Annotated in this window: 24 protein-coding genes; 15 read left to right on the plus strand and 9 right to left on the minus strand. The window is 67.1% G+C overall.

Annotated elements, in window-relative coordinates:
* Positions 1-4: 4 nt before the first annotated feature.
* From ACTHQX_RS19975 to ACTHQX_RS19985, 3 genes are all read right to left on the minus strand, one after another.
* The gene (locus ACTHQX_RS19975; RefSeq protein WP_440159006.1) at positions 5-970 is read right to left on the minus strand and encodes a TIGR04086 family membrane protein; all 966 of its coding nucleotides are present in this window, start codon (positions 968-970) and stop codon (positions 5-7) included.
* Between the two features lie 236 nt (positions 971-1,206).
* A complete protein-coding gene (locus tag ACTHQX_RS19980; protein WP_440159025.1) occupies positions 1,207-3,180 on the minus strand; it encodes an acyl-CoA dehydrogenase family protein in 1,974 nt (657 codons plus the stop codon).
* A gap of 178 nt (positions 3,181-3,358) precedes the next feature.
* Positions 3,359-3,661: a hypothetical protein gene (locus ACTHQX_RS19985; protein ID WP_440159005.1), complete on the minus strand. Its 303-nt coding sequence runs from the start codon at positions 3,659-3,661 to the stop codon at positions 3,359-3,361.
* 321 nt (positions 3,662-3,982) lie between these two features.
* Between ACTHQX_RS19985 and ACTHQX_RS19990 the strand changes: the two genes are divergently transcribed.
* From ACTHQX_RS19990 to ACTHQX_RS20005, 4 genes are all read left to right on the plus strand, one after another.
* Positions 3,983-5,431 (plus strand): DUF3375 family protein, encoded by a 1,449-nt coding sequence (locus tag ACTHQX_RS19990; protein WP_440159004.1) that lies wholly within the window; start codon positions 3,983-3,985, stop codon positions 5,429-5,431.
* A gap of 2 nt (positions 5,432-5,433) precedes the next feature.
* Entirely contained in the window at positions 5,434-6,441 is a 1,008-nt protein-coding gene (locus ACTHQX_RS19995; protein ID WP_440159003.1) for a DUF4194 domain-containing protein, read from the plus strand.
* On the plus strand, positions 6,438-9,908 hold the full coding sequence (locus ACTHQX_RS20000; protein WP_440159002.1) for an ATP-binding protein: 3,471 nt from the start codon (positions 6,438-6,440) through the stop codon (positions 9,906-9,908). The genes ACTHQX_RS19995 and ACTHQX_RS20000 overlap by 4 nt, the downstream gene beginning before the upstream one ends.
* A 179-nt stretch (positions 9,909-10,087) precedes the next feature.
* Positions 10,088-10,825, plus strand: coding sequence for a hypothetical protein (locus tag ACTHQX_RS20005; protein ID WP_440159001.1), 738 nt, complete (start codon positions 10,088-10,090; stop codon positions 10,823-10,825).
* Positions 10,826-10,949: 124 nt separating this feature from the next.
* Here ACTHQX_RS20005 and ACTHQX_RS20010 read toward each other — a convergent pair whose 3' ends face one another.
* Positions 10,950-11,498 carry a TetR/AcrR family transcriptional regulator gene (locus tag ACTHQX_RS20010; protein WP_236805695.1) on the minus strand — a complete coding sequence of 183 codons (549 nt, stop codon included), beginning with the start codon at positions 11,496-11,498 and terminating at the stop codon, positions 10,950-10,952.
* Positions 11,495-13,486: an MFS transporter gene (locus tag ACTHQX_RS20015; protein WP_440159000.1), complete on the minus strand. Its 1,992-nt coding sequence runs from the start codon at positions 13,484-13,486 to the stop codon at positions 11,495-11,497. Before ACTHQX_RS20015 ends, ACTHQX_RS20010 begins: the two co-directional genes overlap by 4 nt.
* A gap of 208 nt (positions 13,487-13,694) precedes the next feature.
* Between ACTHQX_RS20015 and ACTHQX_RS20020 the strand changes: the two genes are divergently transcribed.
* From ACTHQX_RS20020 to ACTHQX_RS20045, 6 genes are all read left to right on the plus strand, one after another.
* The gene (locus ACTHQX_RS20020; RefSeq protein ID WP_440158999.1) at positions 13,695-14,828 is read left to right on the plus strand and encodes an iron-siderophore ABC transporter substrate-binding protein; all 1,134 of its coding nucleotides are present in this window, start codon (positions 13,695-13,697) and stop codon (positions 14,826-14,828) included.
* A 12-nt stretch (positions 14,829-14,840) separates the two neighbouring features.
* On the plus strand, positions 14,841-15,947 hold the full coding sequence (locus ACTHQX_RS20025; RefSeq protein WP_440158998.1) for a FecCD family ABC transporter permease: 1,107 nt from the start codon (positions 14,841-14,843) through the stop codon (positions 15,945-15,947).
* A 95-nt stretch (positions 15,948-16,042) separates the two neighbouring features.
* Positions 16,043-17,065, plus strand: a complete 1,023-nt coding sequence (locus tag ACTHQX_RS20030) for a FecCD family ABC transporter permease (RefSeq protein ID WP_440159024.1) — start codon at positions 16,043-16,045, stop codon at positions 17,063-17,065.
* On the plus strand, positions 17,065-17,892 hold the full coding sequence (locus tag ACTHQX_RS20035; RefSeq protein WP_440158997.1) for an ABC transporter ATP-binding protein: 828 nt from the start codon (positions 17,065-17,067) through the stop codon (positions 17,890-17,892). The genes ACTHQX_RS20030 and ACTHQX_RS20035 overlap by 1 nt, the downstream gene beginning before the upstream one ends.
* A gap of 80 nt (positions 17,893-17,972) precedes the next feature.
* Entirely contained in the window at positions 17,973-18,977 is a 1,005-nt protein-coding gene (locus ACTHQX_RS20040) for a siderophore-interacting protein (protein WP_440159023.1), read from the plus strand.
* A gap of 210 nt (positions 18,978-19,187) precedes the next feature.
* Positions 19,188-20,033 carry an SGNH/GDSL hydrolase family protein gene (locus ACTHQX_RS20045; protein ID WP_440158996.1) on the plus strand — a complete coding sequence of 282 codons (846 nt, stop codon included), beginning with the start codon at positions 19,188-19,190 and terminating at the stop codon, positions 20,031-20,033.
* Here ACTHQX_RS20045 and ACTHQX_RS20050 read toward each other — a convergent pair.
* A complete protein-coding gene (locus ACTHQX_RS20050; protein ID WP_440158995.1) occupies positions 20,030-20,314 on the minus strand; it encodes a YciI family protein in 285 nt (94 codons plus the stop codon). The two genes, ACTHQX_RS20045 and ACTHQX_RS20050, sit on opposite strands and share 4 nt — an antisense overlap.
* 95 nt (positions 20,315-20,409) lie before the next feature.
* On the opposite strand from ACTHQX_RS20050, the gene ACTHQX_RS20055 reads away from it, so the two are divergent.
* Positions 20,410-20,895 carry a MarR family winged helix-turn-helix transcriptional regulator gene (locus tag ACTHQX_RS20055; protein ID WP_236805685.1) on the plus strand — a complete coding sequence of 162 codons (486 nt, stop codon included), beginning with the start codon at positions 20,410-20,412 and terminating at the stop codon, positions 20,893-20,895.
* A gap of 95 nt (positions 20,896-20,990) precedes the next feature.
* Complete coding sequence (locus tag ACTHQX_RS20060; RefSeq protein ID WP_440158994.1) at positions 20,991-21,752, plus strand: SGNH/GDSL hydrolase family protein; 762 nt, start codon at positions 20,991-20,993, stop codon at positions 21,750-21,752.
* Here the strand turns inward: ACTHQX_RS20060 and ACTHQX_RS20065 are convergent.
* From ACTHQX_RS20065 to ACTHQX_RS20075, 3 genes are read right to left on the minus strand one after another with little or no spacing between them, the layout of a single operon-like run.
* Entirely contained in the window at positions 21,749-22,543 is a 795-nt protein-coding gene (locus ACTHQX_RS20065; protein WP_440158993.1) for an FAD:protein FMN transferase, read from the minus strand. The two genes, ACTHQX_RS20060 and ACTHQX_RS20065, sit on opposite strands and share 4 nt — an antisense overlap.
* A 37-nt stretch (positions 22,544-22,580) precedes the next feature.
* Complete coding sequence (locus ACTHQX_RS20070) at positions 22,581-23,042, minus strand: FMN-binding protein (protein WP_440158992.1); 462 nt, start codon at positions 23,040-23,042, stop codon at positions 22,581-22,583.
* Entirely contained in the window at positions 23,039-24,505 is a 1,467-nt protein-coding gene (locus tag ACTHQX_RS20075; protein WP_440158991.1) for a ferredoxin reductase family protein, read from the minus strand. Before ACTHQX_RS20075 ends, ACTHQX_RS20070 begins: the two co-directional genes overlap by 4 nt.
* 453 nt (positions 24,506-24,958) lie before the next feature.
* On the opposite strand from ACTHQX_RS20075, the gene rpmB reads away from it, so the two are divergent.
* From rpmB to rpsN, 3 genes are read left to right on the plus strand one after another with little or no spacing between them, the layout of a single operon-like run.
* Positions 24,959-25,195, plus strand: coding sequence for a 50S ribosomal protein L28 (gene rpmB, locus ACTHQX_RS20080; RefSeq protein ID WP_003798559.1), 237 nt, complete (start codon positions 24,959-24,961; stop codon positions 25,193-25,195).
* Entirely contained in the window at positions 25,195-25,362 is a 168-nt protein-coding gene (gene rpmG / locus ACTHQX_RS20085) for a 50S ribosomal protein L33 (RefSeq protein ID WP_003798558.1), read from the plus strand. Before rpmB ends, rpmG begins: the two co-directional genes overlap by 1 nt.
* A gap of 4 nt (positions 25,363-25,366) precedes the next feature.
* Positions 25,367-25,672 (plus strand): 30S ribosomal protein S14, encoded by a 306-nt coding sequence (rpsN, locus tag ACTHQX_RS20090; RefSeq protein WP_003798555.1) that lies wholly within the window; start codon positions 25,367-25,369, stop codon positions 25,670-25,672.
* The last annotated feature ends 490 nt before the right edge of the window (positions 25,673-26,162 follow it).

Raw genomic sequence — 26,162 nt, forward strand, 5'->3', positions numbered from 1 at the left:
TGATTCAGTGTTCCTCGTAATCGGCCGTGGGAGTGAAACCGGCGCGGTCCACCTTGCGGTGGAAGTGCATGCCGGCCATGCCGCCCAGGACAGCGCCCACCAGCGCCACCAGGGCGACCACGACGGCGGCAATGATGCCGGTGGTGGTCACCTGGCCTTCGTTGACTGGAATCCGCGGGAAGCTGTTCAGCTGGGCCAGGATATTGAACTGCTCGCCCGCGATCATGCCGAGCACGGCCACGAGCACAGCCACGATCAGGGCCCAGATCCACACGGCGAACCCCTGCTTCGCGCCATTGAACCGGGCCATTCTGCCGGCGACGTAGCCACCGCTGTAGTAGGAGGCGAAGAGGATGACCAGCAGGACGATGATGCCCACGATTCCCACTGTCTGGTTTGAGGCTGCCCGGCCCACGGCGGCGTTCACGTCAGTGTTCGTGGCAAGTCCCACGGCGGTGCCTGCCGCGGCGACCAGGGCGGTCAGCAGCACGGCCATGCCCGTGGCGGCCAGCCAGCCAAAGAACGCCGAGCCAATCTTGATGCCGCCGAACGCCTCCTTCTGGCGGGCCGCGGCCATTTCCCGGGTGGCAAAGGCCGGGTCGTCGGAGCGTGCCGTGTCCGGGCGGCCGTCCTCTTCAGTGTCGGGCGTGTAGTCGCGCTCGGCGTACGGAGCGTCCGTGGTGTTGAGGGCCCGGGTGTGCGTGTCCGTCCAGGCGCCGGTGCTGGTGGCGCCCGTGCTTGTGGCACTGGAGCGGGCGGCGGAACTCCGGGTCTGGGTGGCATCGTAGACCGGAGTTGCCTCCGTGGGAGCGTCGGCGGAACTGCGCTCCGGGGTGCTGTAGCTGGCAGGGTAGGGCTCTGCCGCGCTGTGTTCAGGCCTGCTGCGTTCTGGCCTGTTGGGTTCGGACGTGCCTGATTCAGGGGAAGTGCGCCGGGGGCGCTTGTCCTCAGAGCCGATTGGGCTGCTCATCAGCGACTCGCTTTCATTGAACGGACCCGGACTCAGGGGCCTAAGCCGGGCAACGCAATGCCTGAGGCCAAGGCACTGGCCTCAGTTTCTAGCTAACTCCGTTCAATGGGCATTAGCAAGGATGCTTAGTATTTTGGTTTTGGCGCGTCTCCCCTTGTCAGAAACGGTGTGGGCGGTCAGGGCTGGCGTTCGGGTGGCCCCCGCGTCAGGCGTCCGGTGACTGCTGGTTGGTGCGGTCAGCGGTAGGCGCGGTGCAGGTTTTCCTTAGCCGACTCGCGGGCGGAGGCATCGGCGATCCATGGGCCGGTCCCTTCGGACTGGTCCAGCACGCCGGCCTCCAGCCACGTGTAGTCACCGGCGAGCACCTTGCGCGCGAGGTCGCGGTCGCCGTCGTCGGTGTTGCGCCACAGCTGGTCGAAATATTCGTCCACCCGGACGCGTGCCTGCTCGCAGAAGGCGTCGGCCAGTTCAAACGCGGTGGCGCCTCGTTCAGGTGCGGTCCGGAGCAGCATCTCGGCGCGCGAGCAGCAGGCCGCCATGGCGAACAGCTCGGCTCCAATATCGACGATCCGGCCAAGGAAGGCCTGCTTGTGTTCCAGTCTGGCCTGCCAGCGGCCCATGCCATAGAAGGTCTGCCGGGCCAGCCGCCGCGAGGACCGCTCCACGAAGCGGAGGTGCTTGGCCAGCCGCCCGAAGTCGCCGTAGGACCGCGGATCCATGCCGGCGCCGGCCACCAGTTTGGGCAGCCATTTTGCGTAGAAGCCGGAGGCTCCGACGGCGGCCCGCGCCTTGTCCGAAAGGCTCGCCTCCGCGGAGGCCAGGTCCCCGGCCGCGGCGAGGTGCGCGTCCACGGCCTCGCGGGCTATGAGCAAACGCATGATCTCGGACGAGCCCTCGAAGATGCGGTTGATCCGCAGGTCGCGCAGCTGCTGCTCGGCGGGGACGGCCCGCTCGCCGCGGGCCTCGAGTGACTCCGCCGTCTCGAAGCCGCGGCCGCCGCGGATCTGCACGAGTTCGTCCGCGATCCGGTAGCTGATCTCGGTGGACCACAGCTTGGCCAGCGCCGCCTCAATGCGGACGTCCTTCTGCCCGGCGTCGGCCATTTCCGCGGACAGCTCGAATACGGCGTCAAGGGCGAACGCCGTGGCTGCGATGAATGCGATTTTCTTGCTGACTGCCTCATGCTTGCCCACCGGGCGGCCCCACTGGGTGCGGGCATTGGACCATTCCCGCGCGATCTTGAGGCTCCAGCGGCCCGTCGCCACGCACAGCGCGGGCAGCGAGAGTCTGCCGGTGTTCAGCGTGGTGAGCGCAATTTTCAGACCCTGGCCTTCACGGCCGAGCCTGTTGGCGGCCGGCACCCGGACCTGGTGGAACCGGGTCACCCCGTTCTCGATGCCACGCAGGCCCATGAAGGTATTCCGGTTCTCCACCGTGATCCCCGGGGTGTCCATGTCCACTACAAACGCGGTAATGCCGCCCTTGTGGGCCGCGCCGTCCGCGTCGGTATGCTGCGGCACCACTGCCATGACCACCACGAGTTCGGCGATCACCCCGTTGGTGGTCCAGAGTTTGACACCATCCAGAACGTAAGACCCGCCGTCCGCGCTGGGGACAGCGGTGCTGCCCATCCGCGCGGGGTCGCTGCCGACGTCGGGCTCGGTCAGCAGGAATGCGGTGACGGCCCCCTCCGCGCAGCGCGGCAGGTACTCGCGTTTCTGTTCGGCCGTGCCGAACACCTTCACCGGTTCCGGTACGCCGATGGACTGGTGGGCCGAGAGCAGTGCGCCCAGGCTTGGGTGCACCGATCCCAGCAGCGCCAGCGCCCGGCCGTAGTAGACCAGGGACAGGCCCAGGCCGCCGTACTCCTGCGGTATTTTCATGCCGAACACGCCCAGCTCTGCCAGGCCGCGGAGGTACTCGTCGGGAATTTTTGCATCGCGCTCGATGATCCGTCCGGACATGGTGCGGCAGAATTCCGTCAGCCGTGCCATGAAGGCCTCGCCGCGTTCCACGTCATCGGGCTTGGCGGCGGGCCAGGGATGGATGAGGGCCAGGTCGAAGCTGCCGAGGTACAGGCCCTTGGCGAAGCTGGGCCTGGCCCACTCGGTTTCGCGTGCTGCCTCGGCGATGGCGCGGGCATCCTCTGCGGACGCCCCCGCGCCGATCTTCTCGGGAGCAACGGGTGTTTCGGACGCGGGACTGTCCACGGGCGGGACGGCGCCAGTGCCGTCCGCAGCTGTGCTCGCGGTGGCTGTGCTGTGACCAGCCCTGCTGTCGGGTGCCTGGCGTTCAGTTGCCTGGCTGTCAGTGGCGGAGCTCACGGGGCATCTCCTCTGACCGGATGACCGGCTCAAAGCCCTGGGTCCGCCGCGGGTGGAGAACCCTTCAGCTGTCCCTCAATGCTACCCGCGGGTAGGTTCCGGTGCTAGGGGATGGCTGCCCCTGAAATTCCGCGGGAAACTCGACTCCAGAGGCGTGGTGCACCAGACTGTCCCAGGCGTGGTTGATCCCGTGGACGGTCCTGAGCAGGGCCGCGGCAATGACCACCCAGGCCAGCCTCCCCACGCCTACCAGGACGAGGGCGGCGAATGCCGCCACCGCCACGAAGAGGACAAGTGCCAAGGCAACCATCAGCGTTCCGATGAACACCAAGGTGCCTGTCTCCACTGCACTCAAGTCGAACTGCATGCTTCCCCCTGCGCCGTTGCTGCGGATGGATCAGACCAGTAGCTCGAGACTAGGGCCATGGGCGGAGCTTCCTCTAGCGCCTCGGCCATGCTGTGGCCGCGTTGATACGGGATCGAGACAATACTGCGCCGTAGGTCACGGAGTGATTGCGAAAACCTCATGTGTCACACCAGTAACGTTGCGTGGCGGGCACGCGGAGCCGGCTCCGGGGTGGCGGGGAACCGCGGCGCGGGCCGCCCGGGGCTCTGCGTTAACCTTGTAGTTGGCAGTTTTCGGGTTTCCGCTGCCCAGACCATCCCCCAAGCTGCCGAAGGAGAGTGTGTGCCCAGGTCCGCTACGTCCTCCGCTGACGCGATCAGCGCCAGGCTCAGGGACCTTGAGCTCCTCACCAAGGGGTCGGCATGGGCCCTCACCCGTTCCGCCCCGTGGGTGATCGCTGTCCTGCAGGCATCCTTCACCCGCACCCGGCCGCAGCTTCCGCTGGAAGAATTCCATGCCGACGTCGACTCCTTCCTTGAGCAGTTGCGCCGCCATGACCCGGGGCTGGGCGGCCACGCCAATGGGAAGTCCTTCGGCGATGAGTGGACCCGCAAGCAGTTCCTGACGCGCCGGAACCAGTCGGGGCAGATCGTGTACGAGGTCACCGAGCCGGCCGCCCGCGTCCTGGCGTTCCTGGACAGCCTCTCCAGCGAAAGGTCCACGCTCAACGGGTCCCGCCTGGGCACGCTGCTGGGCGACGTTGAGAAGCTCGCCAACGAGACCAACCCGGACCAGAGCGCCCGGCTCGAAGCGCTCGAGGAGGAGATCGGGGAGCGGCAGCAGCTGATCGAGGACATCAGCTCCGGTGACTTCGACGGCCTCCTCGACGACGACCAGGCCGTCGAAGCGGCCGGCAACATCCTGGACCTCGCGGCCAGCCTGCCCGCGGACTACAAGAAGATGCGTGACCGGATCGAGGAGCTCGTGGGCGAGCTCCGCAACCAGATCATCGAGGAATCCCTGACCAAGGGCGCCACGATGGCCCAGGTTCTTGAGGCGGACAAGCGGCTGCGCCAAAGCCCGGAGGGCAGGACCTTCCGTTCCTTCACGGCCTTCCTCGAGGACCCGCAGCAGCAGCTGCGCTTCCGTTCCGCGATCGGCGAAGTGCTCAGCCGGCAGTTCGCGGACGACCTGTCGCCGGAGGACCGCGAAACCCTGAAAAATTTGGTGGCTGAGCTCCGGCAGCAGCACAGCCAGATCCAGCGCATCTACGGCAAGCTCAGCGAGAGCCTGAACACCTACGTCCAGAGTGACGATTTCCGTCAGTCGGTGCGGCTCCGCAAGGTGCTGCGGGAGGCCGAACAGGCCATCCGGTCCATGCCCTACGAGCGCGAACGGCCTGGCCTGGTCCGGGGTCCGGTGCTGTTCAACGCAGGTTTCGAATCCCTCGCCATGGTCAAGCTTTTCGACCCCGATGAGTTTGCTGCCCCGCCCAGGCTCGCCGACCCCATCGCGTTCAGCGACTCGGACCGGGTCCGCTCGCCCCGGACCGCCAAGGCCAGGCCGGAGGCGATCCGCGCCGCGGCAGCCGGGGCCTCCACCCTCGCCGAGGCGTGGGAGCAGCTGGCGCCGGAGGAACAGCACATCAACTCCATCCGGGCGCTCCTCTCGCACGCACTCCACACCGGTGCCGGCTTTGACCAGCTGGCGTGGGAGGCCCTCGACTTCGAACAGATAGACGGCACCACCCGCAAGGCGTACCTGCCGGTGGTAACGCTCAAGAAGGATTAGCGATGACTGAAGAGATTACGACGGCGGACGCCGCGGCCCAGGGGGCCGAGCCCACCGAAACCCCGCTGGTTGAGCCTGTCGAAACCCCCGGGATATCGACAAGCCCAATCACCGGCTCTGTCAGCCCCCGCGACACGTTTGTGGACGGCGCCGCACTCTTTCCGGGCGATACCGGCGTGCTTCCGATGAAGGTCCGCCAGGCTCTCGTGAAGCTGCTGAAGGGTCCGTACGTTGACGGCGGCCGGGACGAGAAACTCTGGACAACGCTGCTGGACAACCAACTGGTCCTGCGCAGCCGGCTCTCCGAGCTGTTCCTCACCCTGCAGCTGGACCACGAGAAAAAGATCGCTGTGCTGCGCCCCGTCGACCCCGAAGCGATCGGCGGCAGCGCCCGCTCGAGCATCCTGCGTCAGCAGCGGGCGCTGAGCCGCGTGGAGACCATCGTGCTGCTCCGCCTGCGGCTCCTGCTGGACCGCCACGTCACGGCGCAGACGGACCCTACCATCACGCGGGAAGAAATCGCCGAGCTCGTGGCCCACTACCAGCCGGCAGGCCAGCAGGACGCGCTGCGCGACTCCGACGTAGTGAACCGGGCCATCACCAAACTCCTGGCCCGGCAGCTCCTGCTCGCCACCGGCCTGGATGACGTCTACACCATCTCCAACGCCCTGCCACTGGCCCTCCCTTTCGACAACATAGGTGACATCCCCGCCCAGATCGAAGCCCTGATAGCCGCAACGGCAGACCCCACAGGCACCGAAGCAATGCTGGAACTCGACGCCGACCAGCCCTCAGACGATAACGACGACGCCGATACGAACGACTCTGATGCCGCCGCTCAAGGTGACGTAGGGAAAGACGGAGCAGCCGATGCCGCCCAGGGAGTGGCATCGGGCCTGTCGGAGCCGCGCGCTGGGCTGATCGAAGATCAGCTGCGCGGCGAAGGGGCGGGGGCGGCATCGGCTGCGGAGTCAAACGCAACCACGGCTAAGGAAGAGAGCGCCAAGTGAGTATTGCGAGCATGCTTCCGCTGGGCGACGTCGTTAACCCGGGCCAGATGCGCCTCGCCCTGGTGCAGGTGGTCAACTGGGGTACGTTCCATGGCGCCCATACGATGCACGTGGACCGCAACGGCACCCTGCTCACCGGCAACTCCGGCGTGGGCAAGTCGACGCTGTTCGACGCCATGCTGCGGGTGTTCGACGCCCGGCCGCGCTCCAACGAGGCAGCAGCCCAGCGGTCGGGCGCCGTGGAGGACAAGCGGACCACGTTCACGTATATGCGCGGCAAAGTGGGGGACAAGGCCGTCGGCGAGGGCTCGGCCAGTGCGTTCCAGCGCCCCGGTGCCACCTGGTCCGCCGTCGCCCTGACGTTCGACAACGCGGCAGGCACCAAGGTGACGGTGTCGGCGCTGTTTGACCTGCCCAAGAACGGCACAGAGTCGAGCGTTGGCCGGTACTACCTGATCGACAACAGGCCGCTGGACCTCGGCGCCATCGAGGACATTGCGGAGAAGCGGTTCACCAGGGCTGCGCTGGAAAACATTTTCCCGGACGCCCAGGTCTTTGACGTGCACAAGGCCTTCGCGGAGCGGTTCCGCCGGCTCCTGGGCATCAACTCGGACCAGGCGCTTCCGCTGCTCCGGGTCATCCAGGCCGGCAAGGGCCTGGGCGGCAGCGTGAACACGTTCTTCCGCGACCAGGTGCTGGACGCGCCGGCCACCCTGGCGGCTGCGGACGACGTCGTCGAGGAATTCAGCAACCTCATGTCCATCCGGCAGCGGCTGGAGGACGTCCGGCAGCAGCGCGACCAGCTGGCCCCCGTCCCGGGACTGAACAGGGAGTACGCGCAGTCGCTGCTGGACGCGAACAGGCTGCGTGAACTCGCAGGCGAGGAGTTCGAGTCCTACCGTCAGCAACTTGCTGTTACCGTGCACGAGAAAACGCTCGCCCGCTTCAAGGCGCTCGCCCAGGCGAAGGCCAAGGAGCTCGGAGCGGAACGCGGCGTGCGGGACGGGCTCGCCAAGGAGCTCCGGCAGCTGGAGGCGGAGTACAACAACCAGGGCGGCAACGCCATCTCCTCGATCGAGCAGTCCCTGGAGAACGCCCGGGTGGGGCTGAAGCTCCGCCAGCAGATGGAGGAGGCGGCCCGGCAGGCGCTGACGGATGCCGGCCTGGATCTGGAATGGACGGCAGAGGGTTGGGAGCAGGCCCACGAACAGGCGGCCACCCGCTCCGCCGAGCTGAAGGATGACTCCGCGGCCCTGCAGGAGCTCCGCTTCGAGGCTTTCGACGCCCACGCGACAAAGAAACGTGAGCTTGCCGCGGCCGAGCAGGAGCTTGTGTCGCTGAAAACGCGCAAGTCCCTGCTGCCGCCGTCGAGCATTGAAAACCGGGCCGCCATTGCCGCGGCCACCGGCGTCCCCGAGGAGCAGATGCCGTTCGGTGGCGAGCTGATAGACCTTGCCGAGGGCCAGGATCATTGGCGCCCCGCCGCTGAACGTGCCCTGCGGAACCTGGCCACCACGCTGCTTGTTCCGGGCGAGCACTTTGCCGCTGTCACCCGCTACCTGAACGACCACGCCGTCCGAGGCGCCCTGCGCGCGGTGGACGTGTCCAAGCCGCTCGCCGGAGCGGCGCTGGCCGTGGAGGACGTGGCCGACGGCGACCTGCTGACCAAGCTGGATATCCTCACCACCGGGGCAAAGGGCGGGTCCGCCGCACAAGCTAGTGTGTGGATCCGTGAGCGGATCGCCCTCGACTTCGCGTACCCGTGCGTGGAGAACCCCGACGAACTGGCGGCCCTGGACAAGGGCCTGAGCCTCGGCGGCGTGGTCAAACGCAACCGGCACACCGTGGAGAAGGACGACCGGTTCACCAGCCGGCAGGACTACGTCCTCGGGTTCGACAATGCCTCCAAGCTGGAGCTCGTGGCCGGACAGGTGGAGGACCTGCGCCAGGAACTGGCCAAGGCGGCACAGCTGGCGCAAAGCCGCGAGGAATCGCACCAGGGCCTGTCCCGGCAGCTCGAGGCGCTGCGCAAAGTGGCCGAGGACAACCGCCCGTGGGAGCAGGTGTCGGCCGCAGTGGCGGCAGACGAGCTTGCCAGGATCGAGCAGCGGCTCAAGGACGCCCTTGCGGCCCAGACGGACCTTGAACCGCTCCGCGCCAACATCGAGGCGGCGCGCCAGAAGCACCAGTCCAGCACCGAGGCTGCCGCGGTGCTGCAGAGCGAGTACAAGGCGCTGGACCAGCAGCTCACCGCCTCCGACTCGCTGCTGGAAGCCGCGCGCCTCCGCCTGAACCAGGCGCCGCCGTCGGACTCCACCTCCGCCGCGCTGGCGCCGTACTTCGCCGAATTCGGCGACGTCACCGAGATGCATGAGCTGGACAATCTCGCCAGCCGGGTGCGCACCCAGCTGCTCGGCGACCTGCACGGTGCAGAGTCCCGGGCCCAGGCTACGTCGGAGCGGCTCACCCGGATCTTCGAAGGCTTCGTCCGCGACTGGGGCACCGCGATTTCGGCCGACCACGGCACGTCCATCGGCGCCGTCGGCGAGTTCGAGGCCCGCTACCACGCGATCATCAATGACGGATTGCCGGCACAGGAGGCCGAGTTCCGGCAGTTCTTCAACCAGCGCACGCACGAGTCGTTCAGCACGCTGCTCCACCTGCTTGACGAGGAACGCCGGTCCATCACTAGCAGGATCCTGCCGCTGAACGGGATCCTGTCCGAGGTGAATTTCCACGAGGGCAGCTACCTGGAACTCGACATCAAGCAGACCTTGCCGGCCACGGCCAAGCAGTTCAAGGACGCCATCCAGAACGCGCTGAAGACCCGTCACATTCGGCCGGCCAAGGCAGAGGCAGCCAAGGCGGACGCCGGCCAGAACGACGACGCCGAGCTGACCGCCCGCTACAAGTCCCTGGAGACGCTGGTGAAGCGGCTGGGGTCGCAGACTCCTGAGGACCGGCGCTGGCGGGCCGAGGTGCTTGACGTGCGCGGGCACCTGTTCATCCAGTGCAAGGAGCACCGCGAGGTGGACACCCCCGGGAAGAAGGGCGGCAAGCGTACGGACGTGTTCATGCACGCCGACACCGGCTCGATGTCCGGTGGTGAGCGGCAGCGGTTCACGGCGTTCATCATGGCCGCGGCGCTGAGTTACCAGCTGGGCATCGCCGAGCAGGGCTTCACCACGTACGGCACGGTGATGATGGACGAGGCGTTCGTGCTGGCCTCCGAGGAATTCGCCGGCGCAGGCATCAAGGCGCTGCACGAGTTTGGGTTCCAGCTGCTCCTGGCGGCGCCGGAGAACGTCATCGACCTGTCCCGTCACCTGGGCTCAGTCACAGAGATCCTGCGGGACAGGCGCACCAATCGCTCCGGCGTGCTCACCGCGCCCGTTATCACCCCGAAACCGGGCACAGAAGGCCGATGGCGCTCCGAGGCCAATCCCGTCGATATCGTGCTGCGCTAGTCCATAACGCTTTCGCGCGGTTTATAACAAATCGATGGATTTATTGCGCCGGCCCTAGTGGCGGGGGATTTTGGCGTGCCACTGTGGTGACTCCACCAGTCTTCGCCAAACGCTCCACGGGGTCATGGACACTCCCATGCGGCGGGCAGAGCAGCCCCCGTGAGCTTGACGGCGTCATCATGAAAGGCACCATCATGCGCCCTGCGTTCCGCGCCCCCCTCGTCTCTGTCCTTGCTGCTGCCGCCGCCTTCGCCCTGGCCGGCTGCGGGGCCGTGGTCTCGGCGGCCCCGTCGACGTCGTCCGCGGCAGCTTCCGCACCGGCACCGGCGTCACCGAACCCTTCAGCTTCCGCCGCTGGCGGCGCCGGCGGTGCGGCTACACCGGGGACCACGCCGTCGTCCGCTCCGGCGCCCGCCGAGCTGAAGACGTACACGTTCCCGAACGGCCACGTGTCCTTCAAGTACCCGGCCGGCTGGAAGGTTGAGCTCTTCACCGGCGGCGGGTCGCCGTCCGAGTCGGCCACGGCCACGGTTGTCGACGCGAGCGGCACCGAGCAGGCCACGGTGTACTCCGGACGGGCCGCCGACGGCGTCTCCCACCCTGTGACCCGCACCGTCTACGAGTCCGCGCCGGTTCCGGGACTCGCGGCGCAGCCCGCGCCGGCTGCCCACTACGGGTTCTACGTGGACCGGATGGACGGCAACGCGACCTACCGGATGCACCTGGCGGCAGGCGCGCCCAAATCGGGGCAGGGATCCGCCCTCGACGGCATCATCCGCGCCGGGGACGGCGTCATCCTGGCTGACGTGAAGTTCATCGAGAACCCCTTCGCCAATGACGCCGCGGCCAAGTCCTGGCTGGCAGGCGCCGAAGGGCAGGCCCTCAAAGCGCTGCTGCTGAGCATCTCGTACAGCTGACGCTCTATCAGTTGTGGTCGGGCGTGGCCCGACGCTCTCTCAGTTCCTGCAACAAATCCGCCAACGCTCCCGCACCTAGGTGCGGGAGCGTTGCGGTGTGGACGAGGGGATGAGCGTTTTTGCCTTAGGCATGTGCGGCCGTGCAGGCGTCGATCGGTGCCTGCACGATCCCGCCGTAGTAGGCCACCAGCTCGTCAAAGTCCCAGCTGTCGAAGAGTCCCAGGGTCCGCACGGTTTCGCCGAAGCCGGTCATCAGTGCGGTGACAGTCGACGCGTAGCGGCGGTCCGGCGTCGCATCCCCGATCAGCTGTGCGATGCTGCCGACGTAGCGTTCGCGCAACTCGTTCCGCGCCGCTTCGGGATCCGGGGCATCGTGAACATTGATCGGAATAATGGCCCACGGCTCGTGCATGCCGCGTTCCCGCCGCATCAGCACGCGGAAGACCAGGGCGCCACCGAGCTCGGAGGCCGGGACGGACAGCTCGGTGAGCAGCGACTCGTCCGGCTGCACCGCTGCGAAGAGCTTGGCCTTGGAGATAAACAGTTTCATCACCAGGGCCGCGGAAACCCCGGCCTCAGCGGCGATGTCCCTGACCGTCACGGCCCGGTAGCCGCGTTCGCCGAACAGCCGGTCCGCCGCGGTGAGGATGGACTCCTGGCTGGGGCTGCTCATGCGCGCACCGGCTCCCCGCCGATCCCTTCTGCGCTGTTCACTTCAGGGGCGCGTTCAGCGGCTAGGTCCACGGTCACGGACCGGTTGTCGACGGCGAGCTTCCGCGCCACGGCTTGATGAGTCACGGGATGAAGCATAGCCACTATGTAGCGTCCGGCGGCGGGCAGCGGAAGTGTGTACACGCCGTCGTCGTCAGTCCTCGCGGTGTCCACATGCTCCCCGGTGGCGTGCAGCAGTGTGACCACGGCGCCGGTCACGGGCTCGCGGCCGATGGCCGCCCGGCCCCTGATTTCCAGCCGCTCCTGCAGGAGGAAGTTCTGCTTCAGCGTGCGGCCGTCGAAATCGAAGACCTCCGCCATCGGCGCCCAGCCCGCGGCGTTGGCCACCACGAGGTACTTCCCGGCACCAGGCAGCGCCACCGAATAATTGCCTTCGGTGTCCACGCGGCTCCAGTCCACCGGCTCGCCCTCCGTCTGGAGGACGGTGACGACGGCGGGAGTAAGCGGGCGGTGGTCAGGTGCCAGGACGCGCCCCTGCACCACCAGTTCCGCTGCCGCCGGTGCTGCGGGGCGGTGGGTGGTGGTGCGCGGGATGAAGACGGTGGCGAGGACGGAGGCGGCGGAGGCCAGCGCGGCCATCCAGAACACATCCCGGAACGCATCGAACGAAGGCAGCCGGGCGGCGCCGAGCGGAATGGTGACCGAGGTCAGAACTGCGGCGACGGCGGCGCTGGAGGTCGACGTGCCAATGGAGCGGACCAGGCTGTTGAGTCCGTTGGCGGAAGCGGTCTCCGTGATCGGGACGGCACCCATGATCAGTGTTGGCATGGCGGCATACGCGATGGCCGTGCCGACGCTCACCACGGTGGAACCAATGATCACCCAGGTGATGGAGTCGTAAAAGAAGACCCGGCCCACGTACCCGACGATCATCACTGCGGCGCCGGCCAAGAGGGCGGACCTGCCGCCGAAGCGCCGGATGATCCCTCCGGACACCGGTGCGAACACCACCATGGCCAGTCCGGACGGCACCATGCAGAGGCCGGCCGTGATGACGTTCAGTTCAAAGCCGTAACCGGTGGCTGCGGGGAGCTGGAGCTGCTGCGTGGTGAGGAGCATGTTGGCGAACATCGCGAAACCGATCAGCAGTGACGCGAGGTTGGTCATCAGGACAGGCCTCCGCGCCGTGGTGCGAAGATCCACCATGGGCTGGCCCACCCTGAGCTCGTAGGGAATCCAAACGGCCAGCAGCAGTGCCGCTGCGAGGAACAGCAGCAGCACTGGTTCCGAGCCCCAGCCCCAGGCGCCGCCTTTGGAAATGGCCAGCAGCAGTGATCCGAGTGCGGCGGACAGCACCAGTGCGCCCGCATAGTCGAAGCGGCCGGGAGTGCGGACCTTGGATTCCGGAACCACAAGCACCACTGCCAGCAACAGCAGCATGCCGGCCCCGGCGGAAACCCAGAAGATCGACGTCCAGCCGAGGCTTTCATAGAGGAGTCCGGCGAGCGGCAGGCCCATGGCGCTGCCGATGCCCAGGGTGGCGCTCATGAGTGCCACCGCGGAGCCCATCTTTTCCTTCGGCAGCTCATCGCGCATGATGCTGATGCCCACCGGGATCAGCGACGCGGAAAACCCTTGCAGGGCGCGGCCGATGATCAGCCACAGGAAGGTCCCGCCCAGGGCGGCCATGACCGAACCGGCCACCATGATGGCCAGGCAGATGACCATCATCTTCCGCTTGCCGTACATGTCGGCGCTGCGGGACACGATCGGGGTGGCGACGGCGCTGGCGAGGAGTGTGGCCGTGACCAGCCAGGATGCGTCGTCGGGCGTGACGGACAGGATCCGTGGAAAGTCGGGCAGCAGGGGCACCACGAGGGTCTGCATGAGTGCGACCAGCGTGCCGCTGAGCGCGAGGACCGTAGTGATGGCGGAGGCGCTGCGGGTTGCTTTCGGGGCAGAGTGTGCTGTGGCAGGGGGTGCTGTCATGTGCGGCAGGCCTTTGTGGGGGAGGGTGCCCGATTGACGGGTGAACGGGCGTTTACTCCTTCGAGTGAACCATCGTTCACCCTTGGCTGGCAAGACAGTTTGGAGTTACGCTGGCCACTCGGGGCAATTAAGTGACGCAAACCTTTCGTAATCTCCGCAAGGATAGGCTAGCCTTACTTAGGTTCGCTTCATTCACCTAAGGAGTTCCGTGACTTCCCCCCTCTTCCGCGGCCGGTCGGCCGTTCCCGGCCGCTCGGCTGCCGCTGGCACCACGCGCCGCTCACTGCTCAAGACCGCCGGCAAGGCCACCGCCGTCCTCGCCGCCGCGGCACTTTCCCTCACCGCATGTTCCACCGGGCCCGCCTCTTCCTCCGCTTCGGAAGCCAGCGCCACTTCATCCGCCAGTGCGCAGTTCCCCGTGACCATCAAGCACGTCTTCGGCCAAACCACCATCAAGGAGCAGCCCAAGCGGGTCGTCACGGTCTCCTGGGTCAACGACGACGTTGCCATTGCTCTGGGCGTGGTTCCGGTGGGCGTGCCCAAGAACGAATGGGGCGGCAATGACAAGGGCTCGACGCCGTGGAAGGACGCCGCGCTGGAGAAGCTCGGCGCGGGCTTCGGTTCGGACAAGGCGCCGGTCCAGTTCTCCGAGGCTGACGGCATCAACTTCACTGAGATCGCCAAGCTCAACCCTGACGTCATTTTGGGTGCCTACTCCGGCCTGACGGAGGAGGACTACAAGAAGCTCACGGAAATTGCGCCCGTTGTTGCGCATCCCGAGCTGGCCTACGGCACGTCCTGGCAGGACTCCACGAGCATCATCGGCAAGGCGCTGGGCAAGGAAGCCGAAGCCACGAAGCTGATCGCCGACACCGAGGCCACCGTCAAGGACAAGGTCTCCGCCTACCCGCAGCTCGCTGGCAAGAGCTTCATCTACGGAAACCTCGAGCCGGCCAAAAGCGACGGCGTGAACGTGTACACCGCCAACGACAACCGCCCGCGCTTCCTCAGCGAGATCGGCATGAAGCTCGCCCCCGTGGTGGAGGAGAACTCGAAGGGCTCCAAGGAATTCTTCATCCCGTGGTCCGCAGAGAAGGCCAACGAGCTCAATTCCGACATCTTCGTGACCTGGGTCCCGGACGCCAAGACCACAGAGTCCATCAAGGCTGACCCGCTGCTGGGCCAGATCCCGGCCATCAAGAACGGCGCCATGGTCGCGGACTCGGACAACACGCTCACCCTGTCCATCTCGGCCTCCTCGCCGCTGAGCCTGCCGTGGTCGCTGGACAAGTTCCTGCCGCAGCTGGCCAAGGCCGCCGACAAAGCTACTGCCGCGGTCTAGCAGGCAACTCCCATGACACCGAGCACGACGACGGCGGCAAATCAGCGCGAACTGGCAGGTAATGACGCCAAACCCGGCGTTACAGGGCATTACCAGCCAGTTCGCGCTCCCCTGGAGTGGAAAGCTCCCGGGCCGCGCGCCGCCTGGCTGCTGGCCGCCGTCGTCGTGCTCGTTGTTGTCTGCGGCGCCTCACTTGCCGTGGGCGCCCGTGGCCTGGCCCTCGAAACCGTGTGGCAGGCACTGACCCGGTTCAACCCGGCAGACGGCGAGCATGCCGTGGTGCATGCCCGGATCCCGCGGACCGTCTTGGGCCTGCTCGCCGGTGCGGCGCTGGGCCTGGCGGGGGCGGCCATGCAGGGCGTGGCCCGGAACCCGCTGGCGGACCCGGGCATCATCGGCGTCAACGCCGGCGCCGCGCTGGCCGTGGTCACCGGAATCTACGTCTTCGGCATCTCCTCGCTGACCGGCTACATCTGGTTCGCGTTCATCGGCGCTGCTGCTGCCGCCGTCGTCGTTTACCTCATTGCCTCCATGGGCCGGGACGGCGCGACGCCGGTCAAGCTCGCCCTGGCGGGCGCCGCCCTGAGCGCGGGGTTGTTCTCACTGATGAACGTCATCCTGGTCTCCAGCCAGGACACCCTTGACCGCTTCCGGTTCTGGCAGGTGGGCGGCATTGCCGGCCGCGACTGGTCCGTGGTGCTGCCCGGGCTGCCGTTCCTTATCGCGGGGGCACTGATCGTACTTCTGACAGGACGGGTCCTCAACAGCCTCGCGCTGGGCGACGACGTCGCCCGCGGCCTGGGCCAGAACGTCGGCGTGGCCCGGGCCGTCACCGCGCTGGGCATCGTCCTGCTGTGCGGGTCGGCCACGGCGCTCGCCGGCCCCATCGGGTTCGTGGGCCTCGTTGTCCCGCACGCCGTCCGCTCCCTGACCGGCCCCGACTACCGCTGGATCCTGCCGTTCTCCGCCGTGCTCGCACCCGTGCTGCTGCTGGTGTCAGACATCGTGGGCCGCGTAGTCCTGCTACCCGGCGAGGTCCCGGCCGGCATCATGACCGCCCTGATCGGGGCGCCGGTCTTCGTCTGGCTGGTCCGCCGCGGCAAAGGGGCGGGCCTGTGACTCCGCACCAGCTGCGCGAACGGGCAGATAACGCCCTCAAAACCCCCGAAACAGGGCATTATTTGCCCGTTCGCGCGTCGACCAGGGCGCTCTTCCTGAACCGGACGGCGGTACTGGCCGCCGGCGTCGTGCTTCTCCTGGCCGCAAACATCCTGCTGGGCAGCTATACCGTGACCATCCCGGATTTCTTCAAAATCCTCGCCGCCCACTTCACCGGCGGCGAGAAGATCCCCGGCGCCAGCTTCATCGTGATGGAGGCCAAGCTGCCGCGGGCGGTCATCGGCACGCTGATCGGGGTGGCCTTCGGGCTCTCGGGCGCCCTGTTCCAGACCATGCTCCGCAACCCGCTGGCCAGCCCCGACGTGATCGGCATCAGCTACGGCGCCAGCGCGGCAGCGGTGCTGGCCATCGTGGTGTTCGGCGCCTCCGGTGCGGCCGTGTCCGGTGCTGCCCTCGGCGGCGCCATGGCCGTGGCAGCCCTGATCTACGGCATTTCCCGCAGCGGGTCCCTGGGGCTCGGCGGCGGCAGCCGCGGGAACGCCGCCGGCAACCGCCTCGTCCTCGCCGGCGTCGGCATCGCCGCTGCCCTGCACGCCATGGTCAGCTTCCTCATGACCCGGGCCGACATCCGCACCGCCGCGGAGGCCCTGATCTGGATCAACGGCTCGCTCAACTCCGCCAGCTGGGACCGTGCGGGAGTGCTGGCCCTGACGCTGATGGTCCTGGTCCCGGTAGCCGCCCTGCTGGCCGGACCGCTGCGCATCCTCGAACTGGGGGACGACGCCGCCGCGGGACTCGGCATCCGCGTGGCCGCGACCCGGCTGGCTCTGGTGCTCACCGCCGTCGCGCTCGCAGCGGTGGCGACGGCGGCCGCCGGGCCGGTGGCGTTCGTCGCCTTCCTGGCTGGCCCCATCGCCCGCTGCTTCACCGGCAAAGCCAGCCTCCCGGCGTCGGCCCTGGTGGGCGCCCTGATCGTCCTCGCGGCGGACTACTTCGCCGCCAATGTCGCGCCGCTGCTGCTGGACGGCACCGTCCTGCCGGTCGGCGTCGTCACCGGCGCACTCGGCGCCCCATTCCTGCTGTGGCTCCTGGTCACATCCAACCGAAAGGATGCCTGATGGCTGTTCTGCAAGCCCGGGACCTCACGCTGCAGTACGACCAGCGCCGGGTCGTGGAAAACCTCACGGCGGAGATCCCCGAGGGCAGGGTGACCATGATCGTGGGCGCCAACGCCTGCGGAAAATCCACGCTGCTGCGCGGCCTGTCCCGGCTCCTGAAGCCTGCCGGCGGCACGGTCACCCTCGACGGCAGGGACATCCACTCCCGCCCGGCGCGCGAGCTGGCCCGCACCCTCGGCCTGCTGCCCCAGCACCCGACGGCGCCGGACGGCATTACCGTCCGTGACCTGGTGGGCCGCGGGCGGTATCCGCACCAGGGCTTCTTCCGCAGCTGGTCGGAGAAGGACGACGCCGCCGTGCAGCGTGCGCTGGAAGCCACCGAAACGCTGGAGCTCGCCGGGCGGAACGTCGACGAACTCTCCGGCGGTCAGCGCCAGCGGGTGTGGATCGCGATGGCGCTCGCCCAGGAAACGGACGTGCTGCTGCTCGACGAGCCCACCACCTACCTGGACCTGGCACACCAGGTTGAAGTGCTGGATCTGGTCACCGACCTGAACCGGCAGCGCGGCACCACGGTGGCGATCGTCCTGCATGACCTCAATCTCGCCGCGCGGTACGCCGACCATGTCATCGCCCTGAAGGCCGGGCAGATCGTGGCTGAGGGCGCATCGTCCACCGTAATTACCGAGGAACTGGTCCGGAGCGTCTTCGGGCTGGAGTCCCGGGTGGTGCCGGATCCGGTGTCCGGCACGCCTCTGATCATCCCCCTCGGCAGGCACCACGCTGACCCAAAAGTTTCAATCACGACCCTGGAGATGGCCTCATGAGCGCAGCACAGACCGGTGCAGTACAAAACAGCACTGCCCGCACCTCCATCACGGACCGTCCCGGCTTCGCCACCGAGCCGATGACCCTGGCGTTCGATGTCACCGTCGCGGCAGTGCAGGAGCTCAGCCCGAATTTCCGGCGCGTGACGTTCGGCGGCTATTCACTGCGCGACTTCGGTGTCCACGGCGACAGCCTGGACCTGCGCATTAAGCTCATGATCCCGTCAATGGCGCCGGACGGCGGCCGGCTTCCGCTGCCGAAGTTCCGGATGGAGGAGAGCGGCTGGTACCAGGAGTGGCTGGCCATGGATCCCGCCATCCGCGGCTCCATGCGCACCTACACCGTCCGGCAGGCCCGGCTGGACGCCGTCTACCCGGAGATCGACGTCGACTTCGTGATGCATTTCGACGCCGCCGGGCACGGCGGTCCCGCGGCGAACTGGGCGCTGACGGCCAGGCCTGGTGACACCATCACCCTGATCGGTCCGAACAACCGGGCGGCGCACTGCGTTACCGCGGAAACGTACTCGGGCATCGAATGGCGGCCCGGCCTGGCCGGACGGGTGCTCCTGGCCGGTGACGAGACGGCTGTCCCCGCGATCAGCGCCATTCTCGAAAACCTGCCCGAGTACATGACCGGGCATGCCTTCCTGGAAGTGCCGGGGGCGGGCGACTTCCTCGACCTGGAGACAGCGGCCGACGTCGAAATCACCTGGCTGGCACGCGGCGCCTCGATCGGCAGGTCCCGGCCGCACGGCGAGCTCCTTCAGGAAGCGGTGCGGGCGGCGGTCCCCGTGCCGGGCTGGGTGGGCATCAAGTCCGCGGACGCCGCTGGCCCGGAGCCCGACGACGTGAACGTGGACCAGGAGATCTTGTGGGAAACCCCGGCCCGGCTGGATGCCGCCGCGGTCAGCACCACGAAGAACCCCGACAAGCCCGCCGGCGCCCTGCCGTTCTACGCGTGGATCGCAGGGGAGGCCGGGGTCATCAAGGACATGCGGCGCTACCTCGTCCGCGACGTCGGGATCGACCGGAAGCAGGTGGCGTTCATGGGGTACTGGCGGCAAGGCAAAGCCGAACTGTAACCCTAGTTGTGTCGGGCTGCGTCCGCCTCCACCGCCGACTTGCCGTCGCTTAGACACCTCCCGACGCTTCCCTCGGCCGCGGGCGGCCTCGCTCAGCTTTGGTCGGCGATGCGCTCCTTCGCAAGCCAGCGGTTGCGGCTCGGTGGGCCGCTCACCTCGGGTTAATCCGTTCTTTCCCTACTGGCCTTTTGGGTTGGCTAGTTTGTCCGGGTGGGTGTCTCTCCTTTGCTTCCGGACCGGGGCAGGCCGCGGGTGTTCGTTGCCTTGGGGGACTCGTTCACCGAGGGTGTGGGCGACCGGAGTTCCAGGCTGCCGAACGGGGTGCGTGGCTGGGCTGACCGTGTGGCGGAGAAGCTGGCCAAGGCAGAACCCGGCTGGCATTACGCCAACCTGGCCATCAGGAGCAAGCGGCTGCGCCACATCGTGGATGAGCAGCTGGAGCAGGCACTGGCCATGGAGCCCACGCTCATCACTCTCTACGCGGGCGGCAACGACATTATGGACATCGGCACGGACATGGACCACCTCCTCGCGCAGTACGAGGAACTGGTGGCCCGGCTGGCGGCCACCGGCGCCACCCTGGTCCTGTTCACGGGGTTCGACGTCAAGGTGTCCGCGGTGCTCGAACCGCTGAAGAAGCGCAACACCTTGTACAACCGGCGGGTCCGGGAGATCGCCGCCAAGCACGGGGCTATCCTCGTGGACTACTGGTGCTTCGAAGCCTTCCACGACCCCAGGATGTGGGACACCGACCGGCTGCACATGTCCAAGGCCGGGCACAAGTACCTCGCGGCCCAGGTCCTGGACCACCTGGGGGTTCCGCACAAGATCAGCCTCAAGGAGTGGGAACCGCCGGCCAGGATGACCCTCCGCGATTGGGAGCGGCGGCAGCGGCGCTGGGTTAATGACTGGGTGCTGCCGCTGTTTGGCCGCAAGCTCCGGGGCGTCACACTGGGCGACAGCCTCAGCCCCCGGTGGCCGCAGCCGGTGAAGGTTCCGCGGAAGGGCGGCCTGAAAAAGCTGATGGAGCCGGACGGCCGCGGACGGGCAGGCTAGTCCAGCAGGTTCTCGAACCCCGGCGCAGTGCGGTTTGCGGCGAACTCGATGACGTCGAAGTCGGCAACGCCGTGCACGCTGAACGGATCCTCGGCCAAGGACTCGTCGAGTGTCAGCCGGTCCGACCGGGAGAGCAGCACGCCGCCCGTGCGCGGAACCTTGCGGCCGGCGGCGATGAAGACGCCTTCATCGAAGGCATCCTTCAGCCAGTCCACGTGGGCATCCAGGTGCTGGTCCACAATCTCTTGGGCAACTTTGTAGGTCAGGGAAACTACGTACATGACGGCCAGCCTACCGCCAGAGCCTTGGCCGCCCGGGGAGCCGCCCCCGGAACCGGCCTTGAACCGTCAAGCGTCAGTTCTCCTAGGATGGAGTAATGACCGAACCGCGCTGGCTCAACGCCAATGAACGCCGGGCATGGCTAGCTCTGCTGAGCATCAACACCATGCTGCCCGCGTCGCTCGATACCCAGCTGCACGCCGCAGGCAAGGTGTCGCTATTTGACTACAACGTGCTGGCGATGCTCTCCGAGGCCGACGGGCACTTCCTGCCGATGAGCGAGCTGGCGGCGCGGACCAGCGCATCCCTGTCCCGGCTCTCCCATGTGGTCACCAAACTCCAGAACCGCGGCTGGGTGGAACGCCGGCCGCATCCCGGCGATGCCCGCGTCACCACGGCACACCTCACGGACGAGGGCATGTCCACCATCGTGGAACTGGCGCCGGGACACGTCGAATCAGTGCGCTCGCTGTTCCTCGACGCCCTGACTGAACGTGATGTTGCGGACCTCGCCCGCATCGGCGAAAAGATTGTGGCCCGGCTGGACAGCAATCACTGGATCCTCCGCGAGCGGGAGCAGTAGCAGCACCCGGCCAGTCGCCGGCGGCAGCTCCCTGCGAGCCGGACAGCACGGACCCGCCTTGGTTGCTCCCGGCAACGGGTGGCAGACTTGCTCCCATGGATTTCACCGCCCGCTACGTTGCCCTCGGAGACTCCTTCACGGAGGGCGTCGGCGATGACGACCCGGCGCGGCCCAACGGGGTCCGCGGCTGGGCTGACCGGGTGGCGGAGCAACTGGCCGCGGCCGACCCCGGCTTCGGCTACGCCAACCTCGCCATCCGCGGCCGCAAGCTGCGGCAGATCCTGGCCGAGCAGGTGGACGCCGCCGTCGCGCTCAATCCCACCCTAGTGACGCTCTACGCAGGTGCCAACGACATTCTCCGGCCCAAGATCGACATTGACGACCTGCTCGTGGACTACGAGAAAGCCGTCGGGAAGCTCGCAGCCACCGGCGCCACCGTGGTGCTGTTCACGGGCTTCGACGCGCGGGGCTCGAAAGTTTTCGGCACCATGCGGGGGCGGACGGCCATCTACAACGAACTCGTGCGCGGCATCGCCGGGGACCACGGCGCCCTGCTGGTGGACTACTGGCGCTTCAACGAGTACTACGACTGGGGCATGTGGGCCAAGGACCGGATGCACATGTCCGCCGCCGGCCACGCAAACATGGCCAAGCGTGTCCTGACGGTCCTCGAACACGAGCACTCCATTGAGGTTCCGCCGATGACTCCGGTCCCGGAGCTCAGCCAGGCGGAGGCGCTGAGGGCTAACGCCCGTTGGGTCCGGGAATTCGCCGCACCGTGGGTGGTCCGGCGGGTCACGGGTAAGTCCTCCGGCGACAACCTCCAGCCCAGGTACGCCCAGCTCACCCGGCTCTAGCCCCGCCGGAACCCGCCCGTCGCCAGCAGCTCGCCATTTGCGCGGACGGCCAGCGCCTCGATGTCCCACATGGCGGTGGCGCGGTTGAGCATGGAGACCCCGCCCGCCACGATCGCGGTTGCCAGCACATCGGCCGTGACCACGTCCGCTGCGGCGACCGAAACCTGCCGGAATTCCGCGACCCCGGCCGTGGCACCCCAGATGTGGTCCCCGCGCTCAGCGGAACCGGAGGTGGCCAGCGCCGCCCAGGTCCCGCCGTCGGCCGTCTTTCCACTCAGCGGAGGCGAACCCAGCGCGGCCCCGCCCAGCGGGAATCCGGCGAGCAGGGTCCTCCGGTCGGCCGGGTCAACGATTCCCGCCCGCCAAGGCACGTCGGTACCAGGATTGGGAGAGCCGCTGACCAGCACGTCCCCGCCGGCGTTCAGGCACCAGTCGGCCATTCCGAGCGCCATCAGGGACATGCCGGCTTCCCTGATGGCGTGCCCCTTGACGATGCCGGAGAGGTCCAGCGCCCCGTCCGGACGTTCCGGCGTGAACGCCCCCTCGGTGAGGATCCTCCACTCGGCCGCCTCCTCGTACCGCGCCCGCATGTCTCCTGACGCCTCCGGCAGAGCAAGTTCGCCGCGCACCAGCCGGCTCGCCTCCGAATCGGTGCGGTAGAGGCTGAAGATACCGTCCAGTTCAGTGAAAAGGCGTTCGACGACGGCGGTCGCCGCTTCCAGCTCATCCGCAGCAGCCTGGGGTGCTTTGTGCGTGTACGAGGGGACGGTCAGGCTGATGACAGTTCCCATGCAGGTGAAGGTTCGGGCCCGGAGCCGGTGCGCAGCCTCAGAGGTTTGCTGCATCGAGGGCCGCCTGGAGGGACGTGAGGTAAGCGTCGCTGGTCACGGTGGCGCCGCCCACGGTCTGCACGTCGGCGGACTGTGCCTGCAGCACTTCGCTGCGAAGAATCGGGGCGGCATAATTGCTGATCTGCACGGACCGGCCCTCGGCGTCGGTGAGTTTCAGGGCCGCGACGTCGGTGATCTGCCCGGACTTCACGGTAACCTGCACCTGCACGGTGCCGAAGCGGGTCTGGACCACATCGCCGTCGTACGTGCCGCCGGCCTTGGCCGCCGCGCCGGCGGCGCCGGACGCGCCGGATGCGCCCGCCGTTCCCGCCGCCTGACCTCCCGTCGCTGCGGCAGCAAGCGTCGTGCGCGTGTCGGCCACGTGGACGCCTGACTGCCAGCCGACCAGGAGGATGCCGGCCGAAGCCAAGGCTGCTGAAACTGCTGCTCTGATTCTCACCAGTCGAACCTTTCGTGATGGAGCTGATCTTCATGGACGCCGGCCGCGCGGGCGGCGTCCAGGACGTTGCCTGCCCACCGCGAGGGCCCGCATACATAGACGTCGGCGTGGGCGATATCGGGGACATAGTCCGCCATGGCATACCCGGCCCGGTGTTCGGCCGCCGGAAGCCAGCTGTCAGGTGAGCCGGGGTCCCGTCCGCCGGTCAGGTGGAACAGGGTGGCGCCGCGCTGCCGGCACAGTTCGAGGATTTCCTCGCCCAGGTAGAGCTCCTGGTTGCTGTGCCCGCGGAGCAGGACCGTGGCCTGGCCGGGGGTGAAAGGGGTGGTCTCCAGGAGGGCCCGCAACGGCGTAATACCGATGCCTGCGCCGATCATGACCACATGGTCCTTGCTGCGTGCGGCGGAGCTGAAGAGTCCGTAGGGCCCTTCGACCGCGACCTTCGTTCCGCGCCGCAGCCTCAGCAGTTGCGCGGAGCCCCGGCCCAGATCACGGACCGTGATCCGCAATCTGCCATGCCCATCAGGTCCTGTCCGCACCGGCTCCGCAGACAGGCTGAACGGATGCGGATGCCACCACAGCCCCGGGGCGAGGAAGCGCCAGATGAAGAACCGGCCGCCGTTGCCGGACAGCGAGTTGAGCTGCAGGCCGCTCATTTCGATGTTGACCACCCCGGGGGCCACGGAGGTGACGCGCTCAACCGTGAGCTGGTGCCTGAAGGTTGCCCGTACAGGCTGGATGATCCGGCAGTACAGCAGGGCGGCCCCGGTGGCGATGCAGATGGCCAGCCAGTACCAGCGCTGCCAGGTGCCGACGGCAAACAGGCCGCCCACGCTGAACTGGTGCGGCAGCGAGGTGAGCACGGCAGCATAGGTGAGCAGGTGCACGACGTACCAGAATTCGTAGGGAAACCGCCGGCGGACCGCCACCAGGGACGTGACAACAACCGCGATGAAGAGGGCCAGGGAGATGAAGGCGAGCCACATGTCGGGCACCAGCACCCAGAGCGCCACGGCTTCGCTGACCGGGTCGAGACCTTCGGCCATGCCGTAGCCCACCGGGATGAGGAGGCCGTGGGCCAGTAGCAGGTACAGCGAGGGTTTGCCCAGCTTCCGGTGAAACTCCAGCGCCCGGTCATGCCCCACCGCGCCGTCAATGAAGGGAATCCTTGCGGCCAGCAGCAGCATGAGCAGCACCAGGTCCATTCCGGCAAGGCCGGCAGCAATGCCCAGCGCCGTGACCATGCCCGCCGGCGAGGAAGCCGCCGTCAGGCCGCCGTCGGCAAGCCAGAGTGCAACCGAAGCGGCCAACGAGGACCAGGCCGTCACCGTCAGGACATCGGCGCGGAGGAGCCTGCGCCGGTGCTGGCCGGCGAAACGGCCAGCCTCCGGAACCGGAGCAGGCCCCTGTGCGGGGCGCATCTGCGCGCCGGTCCCGGGGGAGGGCAGGAGCTGTGTGTTCATGGCTCAAGATTCCGCCCCGATCCTTTGGCTTTGCTGTGAAGAGCCTTCTTTCCGGATATGTCTTGGAGAAGGTCCTGCCGACGGGCCGCTTTATACACCCGTTCACCCCCGGATTGGTCTTTAATTCGGGTGTCTCGTAGACTTGGTTGGCGCTAGGTGGCGCGGAGCGTGTGCAATTGCTCCGGTTTGCGGTGGCTGTAGACAGTATTCACAGTCCTGGAGGCCGGTAGTTAGGGGCTCAAGTTGCGTGCATTCCTGTATTCGCCCAGTATCCCGGCACTTCGCAGTGGCTTCCTCTGCCAGGTGTTCGTGGCTCATCGTATTCCGCCGCAGTAAGCCCGGTTCTCCGGTGTTGAAACGTTCGGACGCGTGAGGCTGGACGCGGACGCCGCCTGCCGCACGGTGAAGCAGAACTCTGCCAGCCGTTTCATTCATTTTCAGAGGAGAGTCGTCATGGCAGCACACTGCCAGGTGACCGGAGCCGAGCCGGGCTTTGGACACAGCATTTCGCACTCGCACCGCCGCAACAAGCGTCGGTTCGACCCGAACATTCAGAAGAAGCGCTACTGGGTTCCGTCCCTGCGCCGTAATGTCACTCTGCAGGTCTCTGCAAAGGGCATCAAGACCATCGACGTACGCGGCATCGACGTTGTCGTCGCCGACATCCTGGCGCGAGGAGTGAAGCTCTAGTGGCAAAGGACAAGGACGTACGTCCGATCATCAAGCTCAAGTCGACCGCGGGCACGGGTTACACCTACGTAACCCGTAAGAACCGTCGTAACGATCCGGACCGTCTGGTCCTGAAGAAGTACGACCCCAAGATCCGCCAGCACGTCGAATTCCGAGAGGAGCGCTAAACACATGGCTAAGAAGTCCAAGATTGCTCGCAACGAGCAGCGCAAGGTCATCGTTGAGCGTTACGCTGCAAAGCGCCTCGAGCTGAAGAAGACCCTGGTTGACCCGAACGCGACTGACGAAGCACGCGAAGCTGCACGCCTCGGCCTGCAGAAGCTGCCCCGCAACGCCTCCCCGATCCGTCTGCGTAACCGCGACATCATCGACGGCCGTCCGCGCGGTACCTTCCAGAAGTTCGGTATCTCCCGTGTTCGCTTCCGCGACATGGCTCACCGCGGTGAGCTCCCGGGCATCACCAAGTCTTCCTGGTAATTCAGCACTGCTGATTCCAGCTGCTTGAGGAGGGCCGGCAACCACATGGTTGCCGGCCCTCCTTTGCGTTAACCGCACTCGTTTGCGGGGTCGGGTTGGTGGGTGACGCACCCCATAGAACGGAATTACGACGGCCGAGGCTCACCAGAGTGCCCTCATGCACCGTTCCGCGGCGGAAACGCGGGGATCCCAGGTTCTTGGGAGGCCGGTTTGCGGTGCGGCGGCAGCGGGTGTATTGTTTTCTAAGTCGCCGCGAGGGAGACAGCGAAGAGCTGGTAACCGCGGGCGGCCAAATCCCCGAAATCAAGACCATGATCTGGTGACTTTTAGGTTGCTTGGGTGTGGTGGGGCTGGTTTTCCTGCCGATGAGGATCCTGAAACACGGATTTGCGTCGGGGAGTGAAACCGGGTAAGTTTGAAAAGTTGCTCCGGAGCGATCCTGAACGTTGGTTTGGGTGGTGCCGGGTGTGTCTGTTGTTTGAGAACTCAA

The organism is Arthrobacter sp. SAFR-023 (assembly GCF_051965295.1).
In the GTDB taxonomy this organism is placed as follows: Bacteria; Actinomycetota; Actinomycetes; order Actinomycetales; family Micrococcaceae; genus Arthrobacter.